The organism is Pantoea sp. E956-1 (assembly GCF_982223955.1).
Map to the genome: position 1 here is coordinate 610,303 of NZ_CEUYZP010000002.1, position 24,131 is coordinate 634,433.

Sequence of the window (24,131 nt, forward strand, 5' to 3'; positions counted from 1 at the left end):
TGGCATATTGAGTCTGCACTTGTTCTCAGGCATAGGTGTGTTATTACAGGTGAGGATTTTAATGAGAGCTTATTTTTCTTTGTTGCTGTGTGTCACAGTTTTTTATGTTTCCCCCGTCTACGCAACCAGTGATTGTTCAAGCGGCAATAATGACCAGGAAGTTTATACCTGCACCCAGAAAAACAGGAACGAAACTGAGCTTGATTTAAACAAAGAATATAAGCTAGCTAAGACCAGAGTTGAAATGCTTTTTAAAGGTGACAGTAAAGAGTTAAGCCAGTATATGGATGCGTTGACTAAATCTCAACGAGCCTGGCTGAAGTATAGAGAGAATGATTGTAAACTGGCTTCTTATGCTGCAGATAAGGGAAGTGATTTAAGTAACGCTAATATTAATATGTGTACTTCTGAACTTAACGAGCAAAGAATTAAAAAACTTAAGTTAATTCCTTATCATTGATGGTACAGATTGCTAAGAAAAATATGAAGAGACTACATAAGTTGGCTTTGATCGCTGTGTCTCTTTGCATCAGCGCTTCAGCGCTCGCTGAGGAACCTTGTGCAAAACAGCATTCAGACGGTGCGCTATTTCAGTGTACTGTTCAGCAGAAGAAGCTGGCTGAAGATGACCTGAACAAAGAGTACCAGACGGCTAAAAAACGCATTTTTCAGATGTACGGTACGCAGAAAAAACTGGCTGATGACCATGTCGCCACGCTGGTGGATACTCAGCGCAGCTGGCTCAGGTATCGTGACGGTCAGTGCAAACTGGAAGCCTTTGCCGCTGAAGATGGCAGCAATGCGAATGCGGTTGCCACCAACCTCTGTGTTATCCGCATCGACAAAGAACGCACTGTTATTCTGAAGCAACTGCTTTACTGATTATGTCGTCGTGCTCAGGGTTTACAGGCTGGGCACGCTATTATCTATGAATATCACTCTCTGCATTACGCTGTAATCCCGTTTTTTCAATGCCGGTAAATAATTCTGTATAAATGACATTTCAGCAGAGTGGCTTCTGGTGGCTGTAATGCAATCATCTTTGCAACTATTTTAATGTTTACCCTGTATGTTAATTAAAGATAAGCCGTTAACGCAGCTTCATTTTCTTAAATAAATATAATTTTTATCTGTTTAAATAATTGAATTAATCCAGTGGCAGAGTATTTAAATAGACAACTCCCAAAATTAAAACCTCCCGCTCTCTATACCCCGCGCCTTTCCCCGAGAGGTGCGCGGTATAGATGCCGAACCGCTAACCGCAGGAATCCGTTATGCGCTTTACGATAATAACGACTAAACCCGGCCAACAGCCGCCGCAAACTCATTGTGATTTCTTTCCGCCCGGCGGCACCATTGGTCGCGGCGTGGATAATAATCTGGTGCTGCCGGATGACGATCGCACACTCTCCCGCCTGCAGGCGATTGTGCACATCACGGCAAATGGCGAATGTCGCCTGACCAACCGTGGCAATGTGACGCGCGTGTTACTCAACGATATTCCGCTGGAACGCGGACGTCAGGTTGAGCTGCAGGATGGAGACATACTGGGCATTGATGATTACCAATTGCTGGTCAGCGATCTCAACAGTGCGCAGCAACCGCAGAGTGAAAGAGCCGTTCCGCGTCCTGAGCCGGTGCAGCCCGTAGTACCCTTCCGCGAACCGGCAGCGGAAAAAGCCAGCACCACCGCCGCCATTCCCAGCGAGATCTGGGACAGCCTGGCGAAAGAGTTTTCGATTTCGGACGATCTCTCTAAACGCAAAGCTGCGCCAGAGATGCCCGAGGCCCATCCGCTGACCGCGCCCGCTCGTCCTGACCGAAATCCGGAAGATCCGCTGGCTCAGCTGATTAACGACGCGCCGCTGGATTATGGGCAGCAGCCAAAAAACAGCAGCCTGTTTGATGAAGGCGATGCGCTGTTCGGGCAGCAGAGTATTTTTGACGACCGGACGCCAAGCACGCTCTCTGCTCAGCAGAACACGGCGCCACCGCAGGCTGAAACGCCTGCCGCTGAACTTGATCCGCTGAGCCTGTTTGACGGTGAGAGCAGCGTAGATGCGCGCAACCATGATGATCCGCTGGGTCTGATGATGGGCAACGCGGTGCCGCTGGCCCAGCCGGAGCTGACGACGCCGAAACCGGCCACGTTGCATGTGCCACCTCAACCGGTGGCAAAAACTGAGCCGATGGCCGCACGTCCACCGGAGCAGGCCCCCGCCAGCCTGACCGACATGGATCACTCACCGCTGTTCAGCTTCGATGAATCACAGCATGAGACTCACAGCCAGCCTCACTCTGAGGCACAGCAGCCGTCGCCGCTGATTGACGAGGAACTGCCCGGCCAGTCTGACGCGGTAAATCCACAGATCGACTACGGCGGAATTACGCTGCCCACGCCGCAGGCGGTACAGCGTGCGCCATCCCCGACGCCGAAAGGGCGGTTGCGCATCGATCCCGTTGCTTCCGGTCGCCACCATGCCGCCGCTGCGCACCCGACGACACCCAGCGAGAGCAGCGGTGATGCCCTTAAGGGCGAACTGCTGGATGCGTTGCTGGAGGGAATGGGTCTGCGCGACCTGCAGCCGACGCCGCAATTTGACCGTGAGCAGATGCTGCAATTCGGGCAGATGCTGAGCATGTTTTCGCAGGGCACGGTGGCGCTGCTCTCATCGCGTTCGATCCTCAAGCGCGGGGTGAAGGCTGACATGACGGTGATCCTCGACGACGCCAACAACCCGTTCAAGCTGCTGCCTTCGGGCAAAACCGTCTTAATGCAGATGTTTGGCAGCCGGATGCCGGGCTTTATGCCGCCGCGTCAGGCTGTGCGTGATGCGCTGATCGATCTGCAGGCGCACCAGCTGGGCATGATCGCCGGTATCCGCGCCATCATCGCCTCAATGCTGCAATCTTTTAACCCGGAGCAGCTGGAAGAGGAGGCGCGTCAGGCGGGATCGGTGTCACGTATCGGCCTGCCGGGCAGCCGTAAAGCGGCGCTCTGGGAGCATTTTGTTGAGCGCTACAGCGAGACGGCGGGCGAGATTGAAGACGATTTCCATACCCTGTTCGGCGAAGCGTTCCTGCACGCCTATGACCTGGAAGTTAATCAGTACAAAGACTCACAAACCCACACGGATGACGCATGAATATCACTATTGCCTCGACGTCGAATCAGGGCGATCGCGCCAGTAACCAGGATCAGATCGGTGATGTCATCGGTAAGCGCTCGGCCTGCTTTGTAGTCTGCGACGGTGTGGCCGGTTTTCCCGGCGGGGACATCGCAGCATCAATTGCCCGTAGCAGCCTGCTGCAGTCGTTTGATGGCGATGCGCATCTCAATGCGCAGTCGATTCGTAACTACGTCAATCAGGCGAATCACGCCATCCGCCAGCAGCAGAAAGCCAGCAGCGAACACAGCCGGATGGGCACCACGCTGGTCAGCCTGTTCATCGACCGCGACTACCATCTGGCCTGCTGGGCCCATGCAGGCGACAGCCGCCTCTATCTGTTCCGTCGCGGCTATCTCTATCTGGTCACCACTGACCACAGCCTGGTGCAGCAGATGAAAGATGCCGGACATCGCACCGAAGGCATCAACAGCAATCTGCTCTATTTTGCGCTGGGGATGGGCGATGGGCAGCGCGACGCCAGCTACAGCGAGGTGGTCGGGATTGAAGATGGCGACGCCTTTTTACTCTGCACCGATGGTTTCTGGCACGGCGTAACGCTGGAACAGATGCAACAGTCGCTGCACATGGTGAATACACCGGAAGAGTGGCTGACGCTGATGCAGCAAATCATCAGAAACGATCAGCCGGATCAGGGGCAGCAGGATAATTTCAGCGCGCTGGCCGTCTGGATTGGATCACCTCAGGACACCACCTTGCTGCACTCGCTCTCTGAAGCGGCGCAGTTCTTCCCTCTGCGAGATTGAGAACGCCAACATGAAATATGGATTACTGGGTCTGGCTGCGCTGCTGCTCAGCACGCACGCTTATGCTGAAAACTATCGCATCGTACAGTCCCCGGCACAGAAACTGGATGTCTGGATTGATGACGTAAAAAACAATCAGCTGTCGAGCTGGTGTAACAGCACCATTAACCTGCGCATCGTCACCCTGGGCGAAAAAAACGCCGCGGTGCTGAAAGATTTTCTGCCCCGCGTTGCCGGACTGATGGCGTCACAGTGTAAACCGCTGCAACAGTTGCACTGGCAACTGACCGATGCGCAGGGGAGTGAAATTGCTACTGGCAGCGCCGCCCGTGCGCAGCAGTGGAAAACCGTGGTGACGCCGCCCGCGACGCAACCGGTCCAGCCGACGGCTACGGCGGTCCCCGCAGACGCACTACGCAACGCCGCTCAGGCCGACACGTCGCCGTGGCTGCAATTCAGTCTGCTGGACGGCTGCCATTTCCGCACCTGGTGGCAGCACCCTGCGCAGGGCAGCGCGCTGTTTGTTCCCGCAAAGCAGGGGCTGATCTGTGGTTCGGATGGCTGGCTCAGCGGACACAGCCGTCTGACGCAACAGGGTAACGGCGCACCTGCGGCAGTCGGCGTGACTTTCCTGCAGGGTTTTCCGGTGCTGGGGCTGAGCAATCAGTCGCCCACTGCCGAACTGCACATCACCACGGTCAACAGTGAACGCATGGTGCTGAGCAATGAAAAATCCCCGGACAGCTGGCTGATTCTGCCGTTCAGCAACCGCTTTAACGGCTGGCAGGCAACGCGTCAGGTGGTGGTGCAAATGCCCGTCAGTGAAGCCGCCGATCAGAGTGCGCTGCAGGCGCGTCTGCAGGAAGTCCGTAAAGTCTGGTCGCCGTGGATCAGCGGCGATGCCGCACTGAGCGTGCAGCTGGTGGAAAAACTCCATCCTGAACTGAAAGATCCCGCCGCTGCGGTCTACCGCACCCTTAACTGACGCAAAAGGAGTTTGCATGGAATCCTTACAACACCGTCTGGCCAGCGCCACCCTCGGCGAGACGCTCGCTGACGTGACCCGCCAGATTCAGGCAAATCCGGCGAATGCTGACCTACGGGCCGCCTTTGTGCAACTGCTCTGTCTTTCCGGCAACTGGGCGCGCGCGCAGACGCAGCTGCAATCCTGGCTGGCGTTAAGCCCGCAGGCGCAACCGACAGTTAATCTGCTGCAACAGGCGATCGCCGGTGAATTACAGCGTGACGCGGTGCTGCGTGGCGAGGCCGGGCCGGTGCTGCCGGGCAGCGCATGGCACTGGTGCGACACGCTGCTGGCGGCCTTGCAGGCCGAGGTAGCGGGTGATGTCGCGCGCGGCAGCACGCTGCGGGCTGAAGCGCTTGAGCTTGCGGCGGCCAATCCCGGCACCGCAACGCAGCAGGATCAGCCCACCGCATTCAGCTGGCTGATGGATGGCGACAGCCGTTTCGGGCCGGTGTGTGAAGTCATCAGTCAGGGGCGTTATTACTGGATCCCGTTTGCCGCTATTCGTGAGATGCAGTTTCAGGCACCCGCCAGCGTCACCGATCTGGTGTGGCGTCACACGCGTGTGCAACTGGTTGATGGCAGTGAGCAGGTGTGCCAGATCCCGGCGCGCTATCCGCTGCTGGCGGCATCTGACGAACGTTTTCTGCGCGCCAGCGTCACCGAATGGCAGCCGCTGGGCGACGATCCGGACCAGTTCATCGGCCAGGGGCAAAAAATGTGGCTCAGCGACAGCGCGGAATTTTCGCTGCTGAGCCTGCAGCAGGTCGCGTTTGACAGCGTTGAGTCCGCCGATGAGCCATGATTCAGGCGCACAAAACGACGGCTATGCCCAGCTGCATGGCGGCTTTCGCGCGCGTAAAAAACGTGATGCGTTAACCGCCCGCGACAAGCTGCAATCCTCGTTGCTGGATCGCCTGACCGACAACGCGCCTGATAAACAGCAGGAGGCGGACAACAGCATGCTGATCACTCACAGCACGCTGCGCCGCCACGTACTGCGCGATCTGCAGTGGCTGTTCAACACCATCAACAACGAAGCGCAGCAGGATCTCAGCGGCTTTGATCACGTGCAGCGCTCGGTCTGGAACTTCGGTGTGTCACCGCTGGCCGGGCAGAACGTCTCCGATATCGAATGGCAGGATATGCAGCGCAAAATGACCAACGCCATTCTGCACTTCGAGCCGCGCATCCTGCCGCAGGGTTTACAGGTGCGCTGCGTCAGCGATCTCGGCTCGCTCAGCCTGCACAACGTACTGTCGATTGAGATCAAAGGGCGGCTCTGGTGCGTGCCTTATCCGCTGGCGTTTCTGTTCCGCACTCAGGTTGATCTGGAGAGCGGCCATTTCGAACTACAGGATGCAGGGTAATCATGGACAGCAATCTGCTCGACTATTACAACCGTGAACTGGCCTACCTGCGTGAGATGGGGGCCGAGTTCGCTGCGCGCTACCCTAAAGTGGCAGGACGTCTTGGCATGCGCGGCATTGACGTGGCGGACCCCTATGTCGAGCGGCTGATGGAAGGTTTTGCCTTCCTGACGTCGCGCGTGCAACTCAAGATGGATGCGGAATTTCCGCGTTTCTCGCAGCGTCTGCTGGAGATGATTGCGCCATCCTATCTCTCGCCAACGCCGTCAATGGCAATCGCTCAGCTGACGCCTGACAGCCGCAAGGGTGACATCACCCAGGGCTTTCGCGTGCCGCGCGGCACCATGATGGAGAGCCAGAACCTGAAAAAAACCGGCGTGACCTGCAGCTACACCACCGCACACGATGTGGTGCTGCATCCGCTGCGCATCAGCGAAGCCAGCCTCGGCGGCGTGCCCGGCGATCTGCCCTCTGGCGAGCTGAAACTCGGCGGCCTGGGCGCGGTCAGTGCGCTGCGTATCCGCATCAGCTGTGAAGGGATCTCCTCGCTCAGTCAGCTCAGCGTGGACGATCTGATGCTGTTTCTCAGCGGCCCGGATATCCAGGCGCTGAAACTGCTGGAGCTGCTGATGCAGCACCGGGTGGGCATCGTGCTGCAGTCGGTAGAGAAGCGGCCACAGCGTCAGGTGCTGACGGATGACGCGTTGCAGCAGCAGGGTTTTGCGCCGGAGCAGGCGCTGCTGCCGGATGATCTGCGCAACTTCGACGGCTATCGTCTGTTGCAGGAGTATTTCGCCTTTCCGGCGCGCTTCCAGTTTATCAGCCTGAGCCAGCTGGCCCCGTTTCTGCGCCGCTGCGACAACGCCATGGCGTTCGATATCATTATTCTGCTCGACAAAGCGGACAGCGCGCTGGAAAGCGTGGTTGATCACAGCCATCTGGCGCTGCACTGCACGCCTGTCATCAATCTGTTTCCGAAAACCGCCGAGCGCCTGAAGGTCAGCGACAGCCAGCATGAATATCATCTGGTGGTCGATAACATCCGGCCGCTGGATTATGAGGTGCACTCGGTGCAGCGGCTGTTCGCTACGGTAGAGGGCAAGCGGGAAGAGCAGGTCTTCCGTCCGTTCTGGAGCACCTTCAGCGGTGACCAGGGCGATTACGGCGCCTATTTTTCACTGCGCCGCGAACAGCGCACGCTGTCCGAGCAGGCGCAGCGCTACGGCACGCGCACCGGTTACATCGGTTCAGAAGTCTTTTTGTCGCTGGTGGATGAGCATCACGCGCCGTGGCACGACGAGGTGCGCTATCTCTCAGCCGACGTGATGTGCACCAGTCGCGATCTGCCGCTGATGTTGCAGCAGGATCAGGGCAACTTCGTGATGCCGGACTCCATTCCGGTGTCGGAACTGAAGCTCTGCAAAGGGCCGACGCCGCCGCGTCCGGCGCTGGCCGAGGGACTTTCCGCATGGCGGCTGATCAGCCATCTGCAGATGAACTACCTCAGCCTGATGGACAGCAGCGACGGAGAAGGCGCGGCGGCGCTGCGCCAGCTGCTGAGCCTCTACGCCAACCTGGCGGAAGCGCCGGTTGCCCGTCAGATTGACGGCATCCGCCACTGTACGCTCAGCGCGGTCAACCGCCGCGTGCCGGAGCCGGGGCCGGTAGTGTTTGCGCGCGGTGTCAGCATCACGCTGGAAGTGGATGAGCAGGCGTTTTCGGGTGCCAGCCCGTGGCTGTTCGGCAGCGTACTGGAGCGGGTCTGTGGCCGCCTTGTGGCGCTCAACAGTTTCACGGAGTTCACCCTGAACAGCCAGCAGCGTGGAGAAGTGGGCTACTGGCCACCGCGCATGGGCCGGAAAGCGCTGATATGAGTGGCGAAAAGGTGATTTCGCTGCCCCGACTCACCCGTCTGCCGGATGATTTCTGGCAGCGGGTGATGGCTGCGCCGTGGCGCTACGATCTGTTCCAGCTGCTGCGGCGGCTGGATGCGCAGGGCGGTCAGCGCTATCCCCTGGGCCGTGCGCCGCTGCCGAAGTTCGAATCGGTGCGCATCGGTCAGACGCCGTCACTGGCGTTTGCGCCCGCCACCGTCGCCAGCGCCACGCCGCGTGACGAGGCGGGACGTCATGCGCTCTCCATCTACAGCTTCGGCCTGTTTGGCCCCAACGGCCCGCTGCCGACCCATCTGACCGAATATGTGCATGAACGTATCGTGCATCATCAGGATCACAGCCTGTCGGCATTTGCTGACCTGTTTCACCATCGCGCTACGCTGCTTTTTTATCGTGCCTGGGCCGATGCGCAACCGACCGTGTCGCTGGATCGCCCCGACGACAGTCGCTTTCTGAACTATCTCGCCTGCCTGGCGGGCATCGGTTTACCGGCCCAGCAGCAGGCCAGCTCGCTCAGCCTCCATGCCCGGCTGATGCTGGTGGGCCACCTCAGCCGGCACGGCCACGATGCCGAAGGGCTGGTGCGCATTTTGCGCCACTACTTTGGCGTGCCGGTCCGGCTGACGCAGAACCTGCCGCACTGGCTGACACTGGACAGCCGCGATCAGGCCCGACTGGGCGCGGGACGCCATATGCCCCGGCTGGGTGCTTCTGCATTTCTCGGTGTGGCGGTGCGCGACGTGCAGCACCGTTTTCGCCTGCACCTGGGACCGCTCAGCGCGGCGCAGTATGCCCGTTTTCTGCCGGATGCCCCCGGCGCGCGTGAAGTACGCGACTGGGTGCGTCACTACCTCGGCATCGAAATGCAGTGGGATCTCAGCCTGATCCTGGCCGCTGACGAGGTGCAGGGTGTGGCGCTGGGTGGCGGTGCACGACTCGGCTATACCAGCTGGCTGGGGCATGCGCCGCAGCCGCAAGATCGTGAAGATTTTATGTTTGAGGTTGAGGCTGCTTCACGCTAGCCCAGCCGCTTTCCCTGTTACACAGCCTGCGTCTTTCATTGAAGAGAGCCCCCTATGTCAGAAATCAGCCGTGCCGTGCTATTCGGCAAACTGGATACGCTGTTATTTACCTCGCTGGAAAGCGCCACCGCCTTTTGCAAACTGCGCGGCAATCCCTATGTCGAACTGGTGCACTGGCTGCATCAGCTGATGCAGCAGCAGGATGGCGACTTACAGCAGGTCATCACACATTTTTCACTGGATGAAAAGGCCCTGACTCAGGACATCGTTGCCGCGCTGGATCGTCTGCCGCGCGGTGCCAGTGCGGTCTCCGACCTCTCCGAGCATATCGACAGCGCCGTTGAACGGGCGTGGGTTTACGCCTCGCTGAAATATGGCGCGACCCGCATTCGCGGCGGCCATCTGCTGATCGGCATGCTGAAAACCTTCAACCTGGCCAGCGTGCTGAAAGGCATCTCCGGTCAGTTCAGCCGCGTCAATGCCGATGCGCTGCTGGCGGAGTTCGACACGCTGCTCAGCAACAGCAAGGAAGCGCAGCAGGCGCTGAGCGCACCGGCTGATGCGGCTGGCGCACCGCCCGCCGCCAGTGGCAGCACGCTGGCACAATATGCGCAGGACCTGACGGCGCGCGCCCGTGAAGGCCGTATCGATCCGGTGACCGGACGAGACGACGAAATCCGCCAGATGGTCGATATCCTGATGCGTCGCCGCCAGAACAACCCGCTGCTGACCGGCGAAGCGGGCGTCGGCAAAACCGCGGTGGTCGAAGGCCTTGCGCTGCGTATCGCGGCGGGCGATGTGCCTGCGCCGCTGCGCGATGTGCAGCTCTGGCTGCTGGACATCGGCATGCTGCAGGCGGGTGCCGGCATGAAAGGGGAGTTTGAAGCACGACTGCAGGCGCTGATCAATGAGGTGCAGTCCAGCCCGACGCCGATTGTGCTGTTTGTTGATGAGATCCACACCCTGGTGGGCGCAGGCGGTCAGCAGGGCACCGGTGATGCCGCCAACCTGCTTAAACCGGCGCTGGCGCGTGGACAGTTGCGCACCATCGGCGCGACCACCTGGGCGGAATACAAAAAGTACATTGAGAAAGATCCGGCGCTGACCCGTCGCTTCCAGACCGTACAGGTGCAGGAGCCGGATGAAGCCAAAGCGATTCTGATGCTGCGCAGCACCGTCAGCGCCCTGGAAAAACATCATCGGGTGCTGTTGCTGGATGATGCGGTCAGTGCGGCGGTAAAACTGTCGCATCGCTACATTCCGGCGCGCCAGCTGCCCGATAAAGCGGTGGCGCTGCTGGATACCGCCTGCGCCCGCGTGGCAGTCAGTCAGGGCGCGCAGCCCGCGGCGCTGGAAGATTGTCTGCACCGTCTGGCGGCGCTGGAGATTGAAGCAGAGATCATCGAACGCGAAATCAAGGTGGGCCTGGGCGACGCCACCCGCCAGCAGGCGATTGCAGCACAGCGCACTGCGCTGGAAGCCGAACGGGATGCGCTGCAACAGCGCTGGCTGCAGGAGCGCGAACTGGTCGAGACGCTGATTGCGTTACGCGCCCGCTGTGTGACCGAAGAGGATGCGGCGCTGCGTGAACAGCGTGATGCGACGCAGCAGCAACTTACTGCGCTGCAGGGCGACACGCCGCTGCTGTTTGCCGCCGTCGATGCAGGCGTGGTGGCTGCCGTGGTCTCTGACTGGACCGGTATTCCGCTGGGCAGAATGGTGAAGAATGAGATCGACGCGGTGCTGAATCTGGCCGACACCCTGAACCAGCGGGTTATCGGCCAGCGTCACGGTCTGGATCTGATGGCCAGACGGGTACGCACCTCGCGCGCGCGCCTTGATAATCCCAACAAGCCGGTGGGCGTGTTTATGCTTTGCGGCCCTTCCGGCGTCGGTAAAACCGAGACCGCGCTGGCGCTGGCCGAGTCGCTGTACGGCGGTGAGCAGAACATCATCACCATCAACATGAGTGAGTTTCAGGAGGCGCACACCGTCTCGACACTCAAAGGCGCGCCGCCGGGCTACGTCGGCTACGGCGAGGGCGGCGTGCTGACCGAAGCCGTTCGCCGTCGCCCCTACAGCGTGGTGCTGCTGGATGAGATTGAGAAAGCCCATCCGGATGTGCATGAGCTCTTCTTCCAGGTGTTTGATAAAGGCTGGATGGAGGATGGCGAAGGCCGCCATATCGATTTCCGCAACACCATCATCATTCTGACTTCCAATGTCGGCACGCAGTTGATCAGCGCGATGTGTGCCGATCCTGAACTGATGCCCGACCCCGATGCCCTGAGCACCGCGCTGCGTAAGCCGCTGCTGGAGGTGTTCCCGCCTGCGCTGCTGGGCCGTTTGCTGGTGGTGCCGTATTACCCGCTCAGCGACGCGATGCTGGCGGAGATTGTGCGGCTGCAGCTGGCGCGCATTGTGCGTCGTCTGGCCGAGAACCACGGCATTGAGGCGCAGATCGACGAGTCAGTGGTGAGCCAGATCGTGCAGCGCTGCACCGAAGTCGAGTCGGGCGGTCGCATGGTGGATGCCATCCTCACCAACACGCTGTTGCCACAGATGAGCCAGATCCTGCTGAGCGCCCACGCCCGCGATGAACGCTATCGCCGCGTCGATGTGCGTTGTGAGCAGGGTGAATTTGTCTGCCAGTTCGCGGTTTAAAGCCTTGCTATCAGAGAGTAATTGAATATGTCGGAACATGATCAACCCCTGAATGTCCCCAACGCCTTGCCGCTGGGTTACCGCTTCAATGAGTTTGAAATCAAAGAGGTCATTGGCGGTGGCGGCTTTGGCATCGTCTATCGCGCCTGGGATCACCAGCTTGAACGTGATATCGCCATCAAAGAGTTTATGCCCGCCTCGCTGGCTGTGCGCAGCGATGACCTGAATCTGGTGCTGCGCAGCGAACGGTTCAGCAAAACCTTCCACGCCGGACTGAACAGCTTTATACAAGAGGCGCGGCTGCTGGCACGCTTTAACCATCCCAACCTGCTGCACGTGCTGCGTTTCTGGGTGCAGAACGACACCGCCTATATGGGCACGGTGTTCTACAGCGGCACCACGCTCTCGAACTTCAGCGAACGCAATCCGCAGTCGGTAAATGAGGCCTGGATCCGTCGCATGCTGCCACCGCTGCTGGGCGCGATCAAAACCATCCATGAAGCGGGCTATCTGCACCGCGATATCTCGCTGGATAACGTCCAGATTCAGAGCAGCGGCGAGCCGATCCTGCTGGACTTTGGGTCGGCGCGTAAAACCATCGGCAATCTGTCGGATGAGAGCGAGACGATGCTGCGTCCCGGCTATGCGCCGATTGAGCAGTACAGCGACAACGACGAGAGCGAGCAGGGCGCATGGACCGATATCTACGCGCTGGGCGCGGTGCTGCATACCCTGATTACCGGTGCGCCGCCGCCGGTCAGCGTGGTGCGCAGCATCGAAGATAACTACCAGCCGCTGGTGCAGCGCCGTATGGCGGGCTACTCGACGGCACTACTCAGCGCCGTCGATCGTGCGCTGGCGCTGAAACCGGAAGACCGCCCTCAGAGCATTGATGATTTTGCTGAGCTGATGGCGCTGCCGGAACGTGAACCGGAACCGCTGCTTAGCGCAAAAATCAGCGGACCGGGCACGATGCTGGTGCCGATTGAAGAAGAAGAGGAGGTGAGCAAACCCGCCTCGAAACTGAAAACGCTGCTGGGACACCGCTTTGCACTGCCGGGCCTGGTTGCCGCTGGCGTGCTGGTCGGCCTGGGCGCCGGTCTGCTGATGTCACGCGGTAACGAACAGACACCGCCGGCTGAGACCGCGCAGAACGACGCGCCTGCCGTCACCGTCGCGCCGGTTAACCAGCCGGTTGCCGCACCTCCGACCCAGGCTGACGCCTCACCGGATACGGTTGCCAGCACGCCGGCTGAGACTTCTGAGCCCGCGCAGACCGCCGCGCGTGAACCCGATCCACAACCGGCACCACCGCCCGCGCCGGTCGCCCAGGTCTATATCCGTCTGCAGCAGGGTGAACGCGTTCAGGTGAACGGTCAGCCGCAGGCGCTGGTGCCGGCGGTGAATGGCTTCGCCACGCTGCAACTGGCACCGGGCAACTACACCTTTGCCATCAGCGGCCAGAGTGGCACCCGCGAACAAACGCTGAACATCAGTGAAGAAGGTGTCTGGTTGCTCGATCCACACAGTTAATAGTCAGGGATTACTTATGTTCTCACGCATTACTGCACAGCTGCCGGCGGACGGCCTGCTGTTCCATACGCTTAAGGGCACCGAGACGCTGTCCCGTCCGTTTGTGCTCACCGCTGAACTGCTGGCCACCGACGCGCGCATTGACCGCCACGCCCTGCTGGGGAAGCCGGTGACCTTTACGCTGCCGACCGACGGGCTGATGAACGCGCTGAGCCCGCGCTACCTCAACGGCAAAATCACCCGGGTGGCGGTGCGCAGCCAGGAGCTGAGCGGCACCCGCTACGCGGTCTATGCGCTAACGGTGGAGCCGGACCTTTGGCCGATGAAGCGCGACCGCAACCTGCGCATCTTCCAGAGTCAGACGGTGCCACAGATTGTGCAGACGCTGCTGAAGGAGTACGGGGTCAACGTGGAGACGCGCCTGGCGGGCAGCTACCGCGTGTGGGAGTACTGCGTGCAGTATCAGGAGAGCAGCCTGGACTTTATCAGCCGCCTTATGGAGCTGGAGGGAATTTACTACTTCTTCCGCCACGAGGCGGACAGACACACGCTGGTGCTGTGCGACGCGCCGGACCAGCATCAGGCGTTTCCGGGCTACGAGACCCTTGCCTATCACGTCACCCCGTCGGGCGGCGTGGTCACCGAAGAGGGCATCAGCCAGTGGTCGCTGGCGGAGAGCGTGACGCCGGGCATTTACAGCACCGACGACTACGACTTCCGCAAGCCGAACGCCTGGATGCTGCAGGCGCGGCAGAACCCGGCGTCGCCGGTGCCGGGCTCGGTGGACGTTTACGACTGGCCGGGCCATTTTGTCGACCACAGCCACGGCGAGTCCTACGCGCGCATCCGTCAGGAAGTGTGGCAGGCCGAGCACCACAGCGTCAGCGGGTCGGGCACGGCCACCGGCATCGCGCCGGGCTTTACCTTCGCCATCATCAACGCGCCGCACTTCAGCGACAACGGCGAGTATCTGGTGACCTCGGCGACCTATGACTTCGCCGAGAACGCCTACGCCAGCGGTGACACCGGCGACAGCCGTCACAACATCCATTTCACGGTGCTGCCGTCGTCGGTGACGTACCGCACGCCGCCCGAAACGGCGTGGCCGAAAACGCACGGCCCGCAGACCGCGAAGGTGGTGGGGCCTAAAGGCGAGTCGATCTGGACCGACCGCTACGGGCGGGTGAAGGTGAAGTTTCACTGGGACCGGCTGGCGAAGGGCGACGACACCAGCTCCTGCTGGGTGCGCGTCTCCAGCGCCTGGGCCGGCCAGGGATTTGGCGGGGTGCAGATCCCGCGAGTGAACGACGAAGTGGTGGTGGACTTCATCAACGGCGATCCGGATCGTCCGCTGATCATCGGCCGGGTTTACAACGAGGCAAGCATGCCGCCGTGGGCGCTGCCGGCGGCAGCGACGCAGATGGGCTTTTTGAGCCGGTCGAAGGATGGCAACAGCGATACTGCTAATGCGTTGCGTTTTGAAGACAAAGCAGGGCATGAGCAGATTTGGATCCACGCCGAAAAAAATATGGATACGGAAGTGGAAAGCTGTGAGACGCACCATGTTGGTGTGGATCGGCAGAAAAGCATAGGCCGTGACGAAAAAGTCACGATAAAGCGCAATCGTCAGGCCGACGTGGGTGAACATGCGGTGAGCAATACGGGCATCCAGCACGTTATTAATGTTGGCGAAGGCGAAACGGTGCTGACCATGGATAAAGAGGGCAATGCGTTGCTTGAAGCTAACACCAGCATCAAATTAAAGGTGAACGATAACTATATTTTGATATCTCCCGATGGGATTCAGATTCAGGTTAACGCAGGAAATATCCAGGCAGAAAGTGTTGAAACTGCCATGCTGACGGGCAAAAAAATGACAATGTTGGGGGGCGGTGTAAATGCGCAACTCAAGGCTAGTGACAGTGTTGAGATCTCCGGGACGAACATCACGGACATCAGAAGTGCTGTAGTCAAAATTAACAGCTGATATTGTTAAAAAGGAGAAGATGCATGGGAATGCCAGCTGCCAGAGCTCTGATAGATAAAGCAGCGCACAGTGGCCCAATCCAGTCTGGTAGCCCAGATGTGATTATCGGCGGTTTCCCCGCTGCAAGGAAAAGCGATCGTATCGTCTGTTCAGAGCATGGTAACGGTATTATCGTCGGCGGAACGGTCAGCGTTTATGTTAACGGATTGCCATTGGCGCGAAAGGGTGACAAAACGCAATGTAGTGTATCTGGCGCAACCAAAGAAGATAAACCACAGGCAAAGCCTCCCCAGTATTGGGGAGGAAGCCTTGCTAAAAAAGCAAGTGAAGATGGCACAATACACGGTGATCATTTTGATGCAACCATACTGAGTGCCATCTCCAGTTTGCAGGATAAAAATGCTGACGGCAGTTTTGATACGGCCTCATCAGGGTTTGCTCTTGAAGACCTAACCATAGGTAATATGAAGAGTAATGATCTTACAAGAGGCGAATTGCGCAATAAAATCGCGGTAGCCAATGTGACAGGGACCTGGTACGGTTACAGTGGTGACAGCGATATTACGGGATTTAACAACAGCGCTACTGCATTGGGGATGCAGTATGGTGCAAGCGGTGCTTTGGGCAAGGAGGGAACACTTTACGGCAGCGGTACCGGAGATGTGACATTGGGAACCGCTGAAGCTAAGGCAGTTTCGGAGATTTACAAAGGTAATAATGGGCGCTACGGGTTTAGCGCGGAAGCGGGTGCAGAAGCAGCAGCGATCAAAGGAGAGGCCTCAGGCAACTTTGATTTATATGGTATTATTGTGACTAATGCAAAAATTAGCGGAACTGCAGTCGCAGTTGGACTTTCTGGAGGAATAACGGGATATATTGATACTAACGACGACTCACTTAATATAAAGCTTTCAGGTGAAGTTATGATGGCTCTGGGGTTAGGGTTTGACATTGATACGAAAATTTCCATCAAAAGAATTTTAGAATGGGGATATGAAGATGATGATAGTGAAAATAAAAAATTTAAAAAAACTGGCAGTGGTGAAGGATTTATTATCACCGGTTGTAGCAGTGTTATAGTTGGTGACTGATTTTCATTACAGAGGAGTTTATAGTGAATTACATTTTTTTTGTCATTTTTCTTATCCTGACACTTATTTATTTATGGAATGGTCAGGATTTTTTTAATAAAAAAGAATGGTTTATGCTTATTTTGAAAGTGGTTGGAGTTTTGATTTTTACCGCTTTACTTGGGCGGCTTATGCATGATTTGATTGTGTCATGGGAAATAATGCCTATGGCATTAGCTAGACATTTTACTACAGCTTTAGGTCTCTCTCTTTTGACTGTTTTGGGTATGAAATTCATGGTGGTTATGCTATGTGCCATCTTTAAAAAGATTATGGTCTTCCATAAAAAATACAACTATGAAAACTATAATCAATTATCGTCTGTTTCGAGTAGCTTTTCTTTTTCTCTTCTTGTTCTCGCGAAATGTGTTATTTCATGTGGAAGCGTATTGATGTTCTATGGTATTTGGCTAGCCTGAGTATTTGGTAAAAAGGAGTTTTATGAACGTTGAAATGATTTATGATTTTCCGGTTATATCAGCTTTTACAGGGCAGGAAACACAGCAGCGATTCTGGAAATGCCTATACACATCGGCACCTAAAGAAATGCTCAATTATTGGGTTGTTCTTCCACAAGGATTGAAGCCTGCAGAGGTTAACCCGGTTGATTTTCCTGCAGTGGGTTTAACCAACATTGGACGCTATCTAACAACAGACACTTCACCTTATCTTGAGGTTTGGATGGGTTATGAACATTGCCAGTGGGAGATGAATGCCGCCGACTGGTTATTCAAAAAACTGTCCATAATGGGGGAGACAGTGTTGCACCGCCGTTTTGTTGGCAAAGCATCTGAAAACGGTATGTTTGCAGATGTGCTCACTATCAGAAAACATGAATCTGGCGATGAGGTAATTTCTCGTTATACGGTTCAGAAAGATTATAATCCGCAGGAAAGCGGCGGTAACTATTTTTTGTTAAAAGTATCCTGTGCTAGTCATGATTATGCAACTCTGCTAAACGATATTTATGTGACGTCTGTTAACTGGGATCTTTTACATCGCAGCAATTTAGGAATGGCGGAATTATTAGTTACGGTTGATTTGGGAAGCAGTGGTTCGTTCAAGGTTCCTGGTTCGTGGCGTGCAAAAACAATTGCGACCAACCGAATGGTTATTGAACACACTGTTGATCATGTCAACTATGGCGTAATTAATCTTTATTTTTATCCTGTTAAGGACTTCCCCTCAGCTGACAGTGTTTTTGAGAAGGCTACGGAAAGATTCCATCAGACTTTAGATAACATCTCACTTGTTACTAATGAACCCGAATCGCTACAGAATGAAATTAATGATGCGTCCGATTCTGTTTTTCAAACGTGCAGCGGTCTAGTATCTAGTGAAAAAGATAAAATGCGAGCTTTTTATCAGATGTATATTTTCCGGCAATCAAGTCTATGGTGCTATGCCGAGTTAGTAGGCAGACAAAGGAATCCACATGATTACCATTTTGAAATCAACAAAAGATGTATGGAAATCATTCTTTCCACAATAAAAATAGAAAATATCTGATAGATAAAGAAATTCTTGAATCATAATGTTTTATTTAATCGCCTGCCATTAAGTATCAGCTTTTGATAATCAATTATTAATTACAAAACCCTCCTTGGGCTGAATCCGCAACATTTCTTTCTACACTTTCGGTCAGGTAACACCCTGCCGTTCAAGTCAGTCAGGTAAATCACCATGTTCTCACGCATTACCGCACAGCTGCCGGCGGACGGTCTGCTGTTCCATACGCTTAAGGGCACCGAGACGCTGTCCCGTCCGTTTGTGCTCACCGCTGAACTGCTGGCCACCGACGCGCGCATCGACCGCCACGCCCTGCTGGGGAAGCCGGTGACGTTTACGCTGCCGACCGACGGGCTGATGAACGCGCTGAGCCCACGCTACCTTAACGGCAAAATCACCCGGGTGGCGGTGCGCAGCCAGGAGCTGAGCGGCACGCGCTACGCGGTCTATGAACTGACGGTCGAGCCGGACCTGTGGCCGATGAAGCGTGACCGCAACCTGCGCATCTTCCAGAGCCAGACGGTGCCGCAGATTGTGCAGACGCTGCTGAAGGAGTACGGGGTCAACGTGGAGACGCGCCTGGCGGGCAGCTACCGGGTGTGGGAGTACTGCGTGCAGTATCAGGAGAGCAGCCTGGACTTTATCAGCCGCCTGATGGAGCTGGAGGGGATTTACTACTTCTTCCGCCACGAGGCGGACAGACACACGCTGGTGCTGTGCGACGCGCCGGACCAGCATCAGGCGTTTCCGGGCTATGAAACCATCGCCTATCACGTCACCCCGTCGGGCGGCGTGGTCACGGAAGAGGGCATCAGCCAGTGGTCGCTGGCGGAGAGCGTGACGCCGGGCATTTACAGCACCGACGACTACGACTTCCGCAAGCCGAACGCCTGGATGCTGCAGGCCCGCCAGAACCCGGCGTCGCCGGTGCCAGGCTCGGTGGACGTTTACGACTGGCCGGGCCATTTTGTCGACCACAGCCACGGTGAGTCCTACGCGCGCATCCGTCAGGAAGTGTGGCAGGCTGAGCACCACAGCGTCAGCGGGTCGGGCACGGCCACCGGCATCGCGCCGGGCTTTACCTTCTCGATCATCAACGCGCCGCACTTCAGCGACAACGGCGAGTATCTGGTGACCTCGGCGACCTATGACTTCGCCGAGAACGCCTACGCCAGCGGCGATACCGGCGACAGCCGTCACAACATCCACTTCACGGTGCTGCCGTCGTCGGTGACGTACCGCACGCCGCCCGAAACGGCGTGGCCGAAAACGCACGGCCCGCAGACGGCGAAGGTGGTGGGACCCAAAGGCGAGTCGATCTGGACCGACCGCTACGGGCGGGTGAAGGTGAAGTTTCACTGGGACCGGCTGGCGAAGGGCGACGACACCAGCTCCTGCTGGGTGCGCGTCTCCAGCGCCTGGGCGGGTCAGGGATTTGGCGGGGTGCAGATCCCGCGAGTGAACGACGAAGTGGTGGTGGACTTCATCAACGGCGATCCGGATCGTCCGCTGATCATCGGCCGGGTTTACAACGAGGCGAGCATGCCGCCGTGGGCGCTGCCGGCGGCAGCGACGCAGATGGGCTTTTTGAGCCGGTCGAAGGATGGCACGGCGGACACCGCAAACGCGTTAAGGTTTGAGGATAAGTCGGGTGAGGAACAGGTCTGGCTACATGCCGAGAAGAACATGGACACTGAGGTTGAGAACAATGAAACCCACAGCGTCGGCAGCAACCGGACTAAAACTATCGGCGGCAATGAAACCACCGAGGTGAAGAAAAATCGTACAGAAACGGTTGATCAAAATGAAACCATTACCGTTCATCAGAACCGTACTGAAACGGTGGATGGTAATGAAACCATCACCGTACACAGTAATCGTACTGAAACGGTCGATCAGAATGAGAAAGTGCGGATTGGTCAGAATCAGTCGGTCACGATTAATGGCAACCAGACACTGAAAGTGGATAGGGCGAAAGCTGAAACCATTGCACTGGCTTCAATGCTCAATGTCGGTCTGGCGCAGAACACCAATATTGGCGCGGCATACATGCTAAACGTTGGTGGCGGCTGGATGACTAATGTCGGCGGAATGCAGGCACACCATGTCGGCATGAAATATTCGCTCAATACCGGGCGGGATATGGCATTGACTGCCGGGACTACTGCGGAGTTCAGTGCCGAAGACAAAATCACCATGGTATGTGGCGAATCGATGATTGTGCTTGAGCAGAATGGCACCATCACCATCAGCGCGAACAAGATCAAGCTGGTCGGTGAGAAGGTGATTAATATCGACGGAACACAGATAGACATCAACTGATTATGGAAAACTTTGCCAATTATAGCGCCTTTCCGGCGCTGCTGTTTGAGTCGCTTGACCAGCATGATCATGGCTTTAACGTGCTGGTGGCTCGCGTTAGCTACGATCTCGATATCATTACCGGTAAGCTAACCTTGTGTGAAGATCAGGGCGACCTGGTCGAGCAGGATCACTACTACGATGAACCGGGCACGAGCAGTGTGCGCTTTGAAAGCGACCTTGCGCCTTACAAACCCAGGCTGGATGTGGTGATCAATGGCACTGCGTGGGCACCTGAAGATAAGCCTGTTCGGCATTTCACTGCCGGCGCTCGTATCGGTGATTTCACCCGTCTGCTGAATGTTTATGGCCCGCGCGAGTGGCAAAAAATGGTCGCCACCTGGCATCTCACTGACGCAAAGCCTGTTACTCATGTTGATTTACGCTATGAATTTGCTCAGGGAGGATTATACCGACTGGAAAAAGGTGAAGAACTGGCATCATCTGTTAATAGTGTTGGCAGAGGTTGGTTACCGGCCAAAGCTCAGAATGAGCTCAGGCTGCAGCACCTTCCGGCACCCCAGTTTGAACTGCTGCCCCATCCAGTTAAGAATATTGAAGATGAAAATCTGCCTGCCGGTTTTGGTTTCTATGGTCGAGGCTGGCATCCTCGCATTACGTTTGCCGGTACCTATGATGAAGCGTGGAAACAGTATCGGCATCCGTTTCTGCCCGCTGATTTTCGGTTTGACTACTGGTGTGGAGCGCATCCGTGGATGCAATTCCCCTTACCCAAACCTATGACTCATATTCCCGTCACACTCAAAAACCTGATATCGCATCAGGAAAAGAGTGGGCAGCAGATCGATTTTTCTGTGCCGGTTGAAACTCTGTTTGCCTTTGTTACAACGCAGCAGGGCGCCGGAGTGACGTATGATTTGCAACTCGACACGCTGGTAATCGATTTACCTACGCGCAAAGTCCATTGCAGCTATCGCGCGGTATTTTCTGAACAACTGGAACCTGCAATGACGGAGTTACGCTTTATCGCTATGGATGCGCGAAAAGTAATGATGCAACGTGCGCAGCAACAGCTTAACGACAGTCAGACTGACAGTTTTGTCCCGTTGCCACCTTCGCTATTGGCTCTTATCAACAAGGAGCAACGCCATGGCTGATAACTATGCCGCACGTAAAGACGGTGTATACAAAGTTGTCGGGCTAGCGCCGGATCTTTGTTTCACCCCCGGCATTCAGCCACCGGTACCTTATCCAGTTACTGCTACACTGGCACCTTCTAAAAGCACCATCAACAGCGTGAGATTTAATGGTCATGCGGCGTTTGTTTATAAAATAAGTTACGTACCGACCACTATTGGTGATGCAGCAGGACGCAACAAAGGTGTAGTGAGTGGTACGGTTGAGGGTGACTGCTGGTCAATAGAGCACAGTCCTGATACCTATATTGGCGGGTTTCCGCTAAATCGAGTGCAGGATATGTTTGCCATGAATGGCAAGGCGATTGGCGGGCGTGGTGGCAATCTGACTAAGAAAGAAACGTGGGAAAGGCGTAAGGCGCTGATTGAAAAAGGAAAGAATAGTAAGGATCCTAAAGCGGTGCAGGCAGCGTTACGGCTTGAACAGAATAATACCGGCATGGAGAAAGCGAGGTTAGCGGACTATGTTTATGAGCCCCGCGATCCTACCAGACCTATGCCTGACATACCCGAAGGCTGGAAAGATATCAGTGACGACCCTGAGGCGCTGGCAAAATATAACCTTACGCCAAAATCATTAAGAATCGCTAAAGAACCGGGTTTTCGTGCAAGGGTATATGAACCCGATGAAGCTGTTTTTGGGAAAGATATGTCTGCATCCGTCGTATTCAGAGGGACCCGAATGACGGAAACTGTTGACTGGAAAAACAATCTTCAGCAGGGCATAGGTGTAGACTCAAATTATTACAAGCAGGCTGTTTCAATAGGCACATCGGTTCGACGCTCCTCAGCGCCAATTGATATGACCGGACATTCTCTGGGAGGCGGAATGGCTTCATCAGCTTCGCGGGCAAGCGGAAAAACGGGCTGGACATTCAATTCCGCAGGCTTGAAATCATCAACCGTTAAAAAGTATAGCGGCGAAGCACCTGTCTCTGAAGCGGCAGAAAATATCTCTGCTTATCGTGTCAAAGGTGAAGTTCTTACTATGATACAGGAGCCTGGATTCTGGGCAGGAGCTGCAGTGATCGGTGGGCTTGGGCTTACTGGACTGAAAACTCTGGGACCATGGGGTGCGGTTGCATTTAGTGCGGTCGGAGTGGGGTTAGTAATGTCGCCTTCTGCAGTTGGCAATAAGCATCCTATGGATGGCGGAGAGGGAAGCGCAATTGATATGCATGGGATGGACCAGGTAAAACACTGTATTGAACTGGAGAAAGATAATGACGAGAAGTTATTATCTTCAATTTAAGGAGTAAAAATGGTTAAGTCTCTTTTAAAAAAAGTAGCCCGCTATGGTGGTCTGATATTCTTAATTTCGGTTTCAGGATGTAATGCAATGAGTAAATACCCTCCAGAACAATTTTTCCATGGTACACAATTGAGCCTTGCCCAGGCTATCGTCAGTGAGAATATCGCGGAGGTCAGGAAGCTAACCCCTGATACCTCTCTTAATAAACCAGGCGAGCAGGACATGACATTGCTCTATTTTGCTTTGCAACAAGCGAAGGATAGAAAAAACCAGCAATTAGAAATCATCAGTCAGCTCGTCAAAGCTGGTGCCAATCCTCTTCAGGATGTGCCTGATATGGGCAGTGTGGCAGAGGTAGTCGCTACATCGCCCTACCCGGAGTTTATGGCGGCGTTAATTGACGGTGGTATGGACGTCAATGTGAAAGTTCAGGGGCAACCCTTGCTACATGATGCCGCTTCAGACGATACCTTAAAAACTCTGGCGCTGATGGTAAATCTTGGTGCAAATATTAACGCGACAGATTCGCTCGGGAAATCGACAGTGATGGCTGCTCTGGATGGAATGCAGTTAGACACTGTCGAGTGGTTACTGAACCACGGAGCCAATCCTAATGCGGTTGAAACAAACACCGGTTGGTCATTTATGCGTCAACTTGACGATGTGATCAAACGCAATAACGGTGAGAAAGGTTCTACACAGGATAAGCTAATGGAAATTCATAAGCTTGCTAAACAAAAAGGTGGACGTGCTTAATTTCGATTCTTGCTGATCTTGCTGATAATGTCATGGCTATTTTGGTCAGTTAAGAGACAAGGATGTCACACTGTTTTTATGAAAAAAAACAAGCTTTATTATTATTTTATATCAATAGGCCATGTTTCTTAAAAAAGAATAAATCAGTTGTAATTGAGAGTAAGGCCATTAATTTTCTTGATTGGAGATGAATGTTATAAAATTATTTCATAGGCCAGAAGGGTGAACTGAAATAAGCGATGCTACAGAAAATATAAGAGAATCTGATTTGGTTCTGTTATATGAAAAATTGGATTAGCTTAAAAAGAAGCGTATAGAAATACTTTTCTGCTTTATTGGATTTAGGTTGTGAAAGCAGATGCATAAATTAAGAAATGATTTTTATATTTAGTGCAGGTTCTGAACGCAATTAAAAGTTTTGCAATATTTTGTTGGTAACATGATGCTCTAAATAATTGGTCGCCCTTCAGTAAGGGTGTGCTTATCAGGGGTTTGCCTGAATTTTAGTAGGGTAGTTGTATATTGTTGATAAAGCAT

Annotated in this window: 19 protein-coding genes; all 19 read left to right on the forward strand. The window is 55.4% G+C overall.

Annotation, left to right across the window (positions count from 1 at the left end; all coding sequences use genetic code 11):
• The first annotated feature begins 61 nt into the window (after nt 1-61).
• The 19 genes from AC0T7J_RS10410 to AC0T7J_RS10500 all read left to right on the forward strand — a co-directional run bounded on the left by AC0T7J_RS10410 (nt 62) and on the right by AC0T7J_RS10500 (nt 23,594).
• Nucleotides 62-460, forward strand: a complete 399-nt coding sequence (locus AC0T7J_RS10410) for a lysozyme inhibitor LprI family protein (RefSeq protein WP_473793916.1) — start codon at nt 62-64, stop codon at nt 458-460.
• Between the two features lie 41 nt (nt 461-501).
• Complete coding sequence (locus AC0T7J_RS10415; RefSeq protein WP_473793918.1) at nt 502-882, forward strand: lysozyme inhibitor LprI family protein; 381 nt, start codon at nt 502-504, stop codon at nt 880-882.
• A 392-nt stretch (nt 883-1,274) separates the two neighbouring features.
• Nucleotides 1,275-3,146 (forward strand): type VI secretion system-associated FHA domain protein TagH, encoded by a 1,872-nt coding sequence (tagH, locus tag AC0T7J_RS10420; protein WP_473793920.1) that lies wholly within the window; start codon nt 1,275-1,277, stop codon nt 3,144-3,146.
• A complete protein-coding gene (locus tag AC0T7J_RS10425) occupies nt 3,143-3,934 on the forward strand; it encodes a PP2C family protein-serine/threonine phosphatase (RefSeq protein ID WP_473793922.1) in 792 nt (263 codons plus the stop codon). Before tagH ends, AC0T7J_RS10425 begins: the two co-directional genes overlap by 4 nt.
• 10 nt (nt 3,935-3,944) lie before the next feature.
• A complete protein-coding gene (locus AC0T7J_RS10430) occupies nt 3,945-4,919 on the forward strand; it encodes a hypothetical protein (protein ID WP_473793924.1) in 975 nt (324 codons plus the stop codon).
• Between the two features lie 16 nt (nt 4,920-4,935).
• On the forward strand, nt 4,936-5,763 hold the full coding sequence (locus tag AC0T7J_RS10435) for a type VI secretion system accessory protein TagJ (protein ID WP_137228660.1): 828 nt from the start codon (nt 4,936-4,938) through the stop codon (nt 5,761-5,763).
• The gene (gene tssE, locus AC0T7J_RS10440) at nt 5,753-6,328 is read left to right on the forward strand and encodes a type VI secretion system baseplate subunit TssE (RefSeq protein ID WP_086905646.1); all 576 of its coding nucleotides are present in this window, start codon (nt 5,753-5,755) and stop codon (nt 6,326-6,328) included. Before AC0T7J_RS10435 ends, tssE begins: the two co-directional genes overlap by 11 nt.
• Nucleotides 6,329-6,330: 2 nt before the next feature.
• Nucleotides 6,331-8,202 (forward strand): type VI secretion system baseplate subunit TssF, encoded by a 1,872-nt coding sequence (gene tssF, locus AC0T7J_RS10445; protein ID WP_010669908.1) that lies wholly within the window; start codon nt 6,331-6,333, stop codon nt 8,200-8,202.
• Complete coding sequence (gene tssG / locus AC0T7J_RS10450) at nt 8,199-9,245, forward strand: type VI secretion system baseplate subunit TssG (protein ID WP_473793927.1); 1,047 nt, start codon at nt 8,199-8,201, stop codon at nt 9,243-9,245. The genes tssF and tssG overlap by 4 nt, the downstream gene beginning before the upstream one ends.
• A gap of 54 nt (nt 9,246-9,299) precedes the next feature.
• Nucleotides 9,300-11,909: a type VI secretion system ATPase TssH gene (gene tssH, locus AC0T7J_RS10455; protein ID WP_473793929.1), complete on the forward strand. Its 2,610-nt coding sequence runs from the start codon at nt 9,300-9,302 to the stop codon at nt 11,907-11,909.
• 27 nt (nt 11,910-11,936) lie between these two features.
• Nucleotides 11,937-13,442, forward strand: coding sequence for a serine/threonine protein kinase (locus tag AC0T7J_RS10460; RefSeq protein WP_473793931.1), 1,506 nt, complete (start codon nt 11,937-11,939; stop codon nt 13,440-13,442).
• 16 nt (nt 13,443-13,458) lie between these two features.
• On the forward strand, nt 13,459-15,429 hold the full coding sequence (locus tag AC0T7J_RS10465; protein WP_473793933.1) for a type VI secretion system Vgr family protein: 1,971 nt from the start codon (nt 13,459-13,461) through the stop codon (nt 15,427-15,429).
• A 23-nt stretch (nt 15,430-15,452) separates the two neighbouring features.
• The gene (locus tag AC0T7J_RS10470; protein ID WP_115759220.1) at nt 15,453-16,520 is read left to right on the forward strand and encodes a PAAR domain-containing protein; all 1,068 of its coding nucleotides are present in this window, start codon (nt 15,453-15,455) and stop codon (nt 16,518-16,520) included.
• A gap of 23 nt (nt 16,521-16,543) precedes the next feature.
• Nucleotides 16,544-16,978: a hypothetical protein gene (locus AC0T7J_RS10475; RefSeq protein ID WP_473793935.1), complete on the forward strand. Its 435-nt coding sequence runs from the start codon at nt 16,544-16,546 to the stop codon at nt 16,976-16,978.
• 22 nt (nt 16,979-17,000) lie between these two features.
• Nucleotides 17,001-18,068, forward strand: a complete 1,068-nt coding sequence (locus tag AC0T7J_RS10480; RefSeq protein ID WP_137241529.1) for a hypothetical protein — start codon at nt 17,001-17,003, stop codon at nt 18,066-18,068.
• Nucleotides 18,069-18,242: 174 nt separating this feature from the next.
• A complete protein-coding gene (locus AC0T7J_RS10485; protein ID WP_473793937.1) occupies nt 18,243-20,390 on the forward strand; it encodes a type VI secretion system Vgr family protein in 2,148 nt (715 codons plus the stop codon).
• A gap of 2 nt (nt 20,391-20,392) precedes the next feature.
• Nucleotides 20,393-21,547: a DUF2169 family type VI secretion system accessory protein gene (locus AC0T7J_RS10490; protein WP_473793939.1), complete on the forward strand. Its 1,155-nt coding sequence runs from the start codon at nt 20,393-20,395 to the stop codon at nt 21,545-21,547.
• Nucleotides 21,540-22,838 carry a DUF4150 domain-containing protein gene (locus AC0T7J_RS10495; RefSeq protein WP_473793941.1) on the forward strand — a complete coding sequence of 433 codons (1,299 nt, stop codon included), beginning with the start codon at nt 21,540-21,542 and terminating at the stop codon, nt 22,836-22,838. The genes AC0T7J_RS10490 and AC0T7J_RS10495 overlap by 8 nt, the downstream gene beginning before the upstream one ends.
• Nucleotides 22,839-22,847: 9 nt before the next feature.
• A complete protein-coding gene (locus tag AC0T7J_RS10500; protein ID WP_473793943.1) occupies nt 22,848-23,594 on the forward strand; it encodes an ankyrin repeat domain-containing protein in 747 nt (248 codons plus the stop codon).
• Nucleotides 23,595-24,131: the final 537 nt, after the last annotated feature.

Excerpts from the sequence above, each read along its gene's own strand:
- AC0T7J_RS10410 (WP_473793916.1), top strand. The coding sequence starts at position 62 with ATGAGAGCTTATTTTTCTTTGTTGCTGTGTGTCACAGTTTTTTATGTT.
- AC0T7J_RS10495 (WP_473793941.1), top strand. The coding sequence starts at position 21,540 with ATGGCTGATAACTATGCCGCACGTAAAGACGGTGTATACAAAGTTGTC.
- AC0T7J_RS10485 (WP_473793937.1), top strand. The coding sequence starts at position 18,243 with ATGTTCTCACGCATTACCGCACAGCTGCCGGCGGACGGTCTGCTGTTC.
- tssH (WP_473793929.1), top strand. The coding sequence starts at position 9,300 with ATGTCAGAAATCAGCCGTGCCGTGCTATTCGGCAAACTGGATACGCTG.
- AC0T7J_RS10425 (WP_473793922.1), top strand. The coding sequence starts at position 3,143 with ATGAATATCACTATTGCCTCGACGTCGAATCAGGGCGATCGCGCCAGT.
- AC0T7J_RS10470 (WP_115759220.1), top strand. The coding sequence starts at position 15,453 with ATGGGAATGCCAGCTGCCAGAGCTCTGATAGATAAAGCAGCGCACAGT.
- tssG (WP_473793927.1), top strand. The coding sequence starts at position 8,199 with ATGAGTGGCGAAAAGGTGATTTCGCTGCCCCGACTCACCCGTCTGCCG.
- AC0T7J_RS10435 (WP_137228660.1), top strand. The coding sequence starts at position 4,936 with ATGGAATCCTTACAACACCGTCTGGCCAGCGCCACCCTCGGCGAGACG.
- tssE (WP_086905646.1), top strand. The coding sequence starts at position 5,753 with ATGAGCCATGATTCAGGCGCACAAAACGACGGCTATGCCCAGCTGCAT.
- AC0T7J_RS10430 (WP_473793924.1), top strand. The coding sequence starts at position 3,945 with ATGAAATATGGATTACTGGGTCTGGCTGCGCTGCTGCTCAGCACGCAC.
- AC0T7J_RS10465 (WP_473793933.1), top strand. The coding sequence starts at position 13,459 with ATGTTCTCACGCATTACTGCACAGCTGCCGGCGGACGGCCTGCTGTTC.
- AC0T7J_RS10460 (WP_473793931.1), top strand. The coding sequence starts at position 11,937 with ATGTCGGAACATGATCAACCCCTGAATGTCCCCAACGCCTTGCCGCTG.
- AC0T7J_RS10490 (WP_473793939.1), top strand. The coding sequence starts at position 20,393 with ATGGAAAACTTTGCCAATTATAGCGCCTTTCCGGCGCTGCTGTTTGAG.
- AC0T7J_RS10480 (WP_137241529.1), top strand. The coding sequence starts at position 17,001 with ATGAACGTTGAAATGATTTATGATTTTCCGGTTATATCAGCTTTTACA.
- tssF (WP_010669908.1), top strand. The coding sequence starts at position 6,331 with ATGGACAGCAATCTGCTCGACTATTACAACCGTGAACTGGCCTACCTG.
- AC0T7J_RS10500 (WP_473793943.1), top strand. The coding sequence starts at position 22,848 with ATGGTTAAGTCTCTTTTAAAAAAAGTAGCCCGCTATGGTGGTCTGATA.
- tagH (WP_473793920.1), top strand. The coding sequence starts at position 1,275 with ATGCGCTTTACGATAATAACGACTAAACCCGGCCAACAGCCGCCGCAA.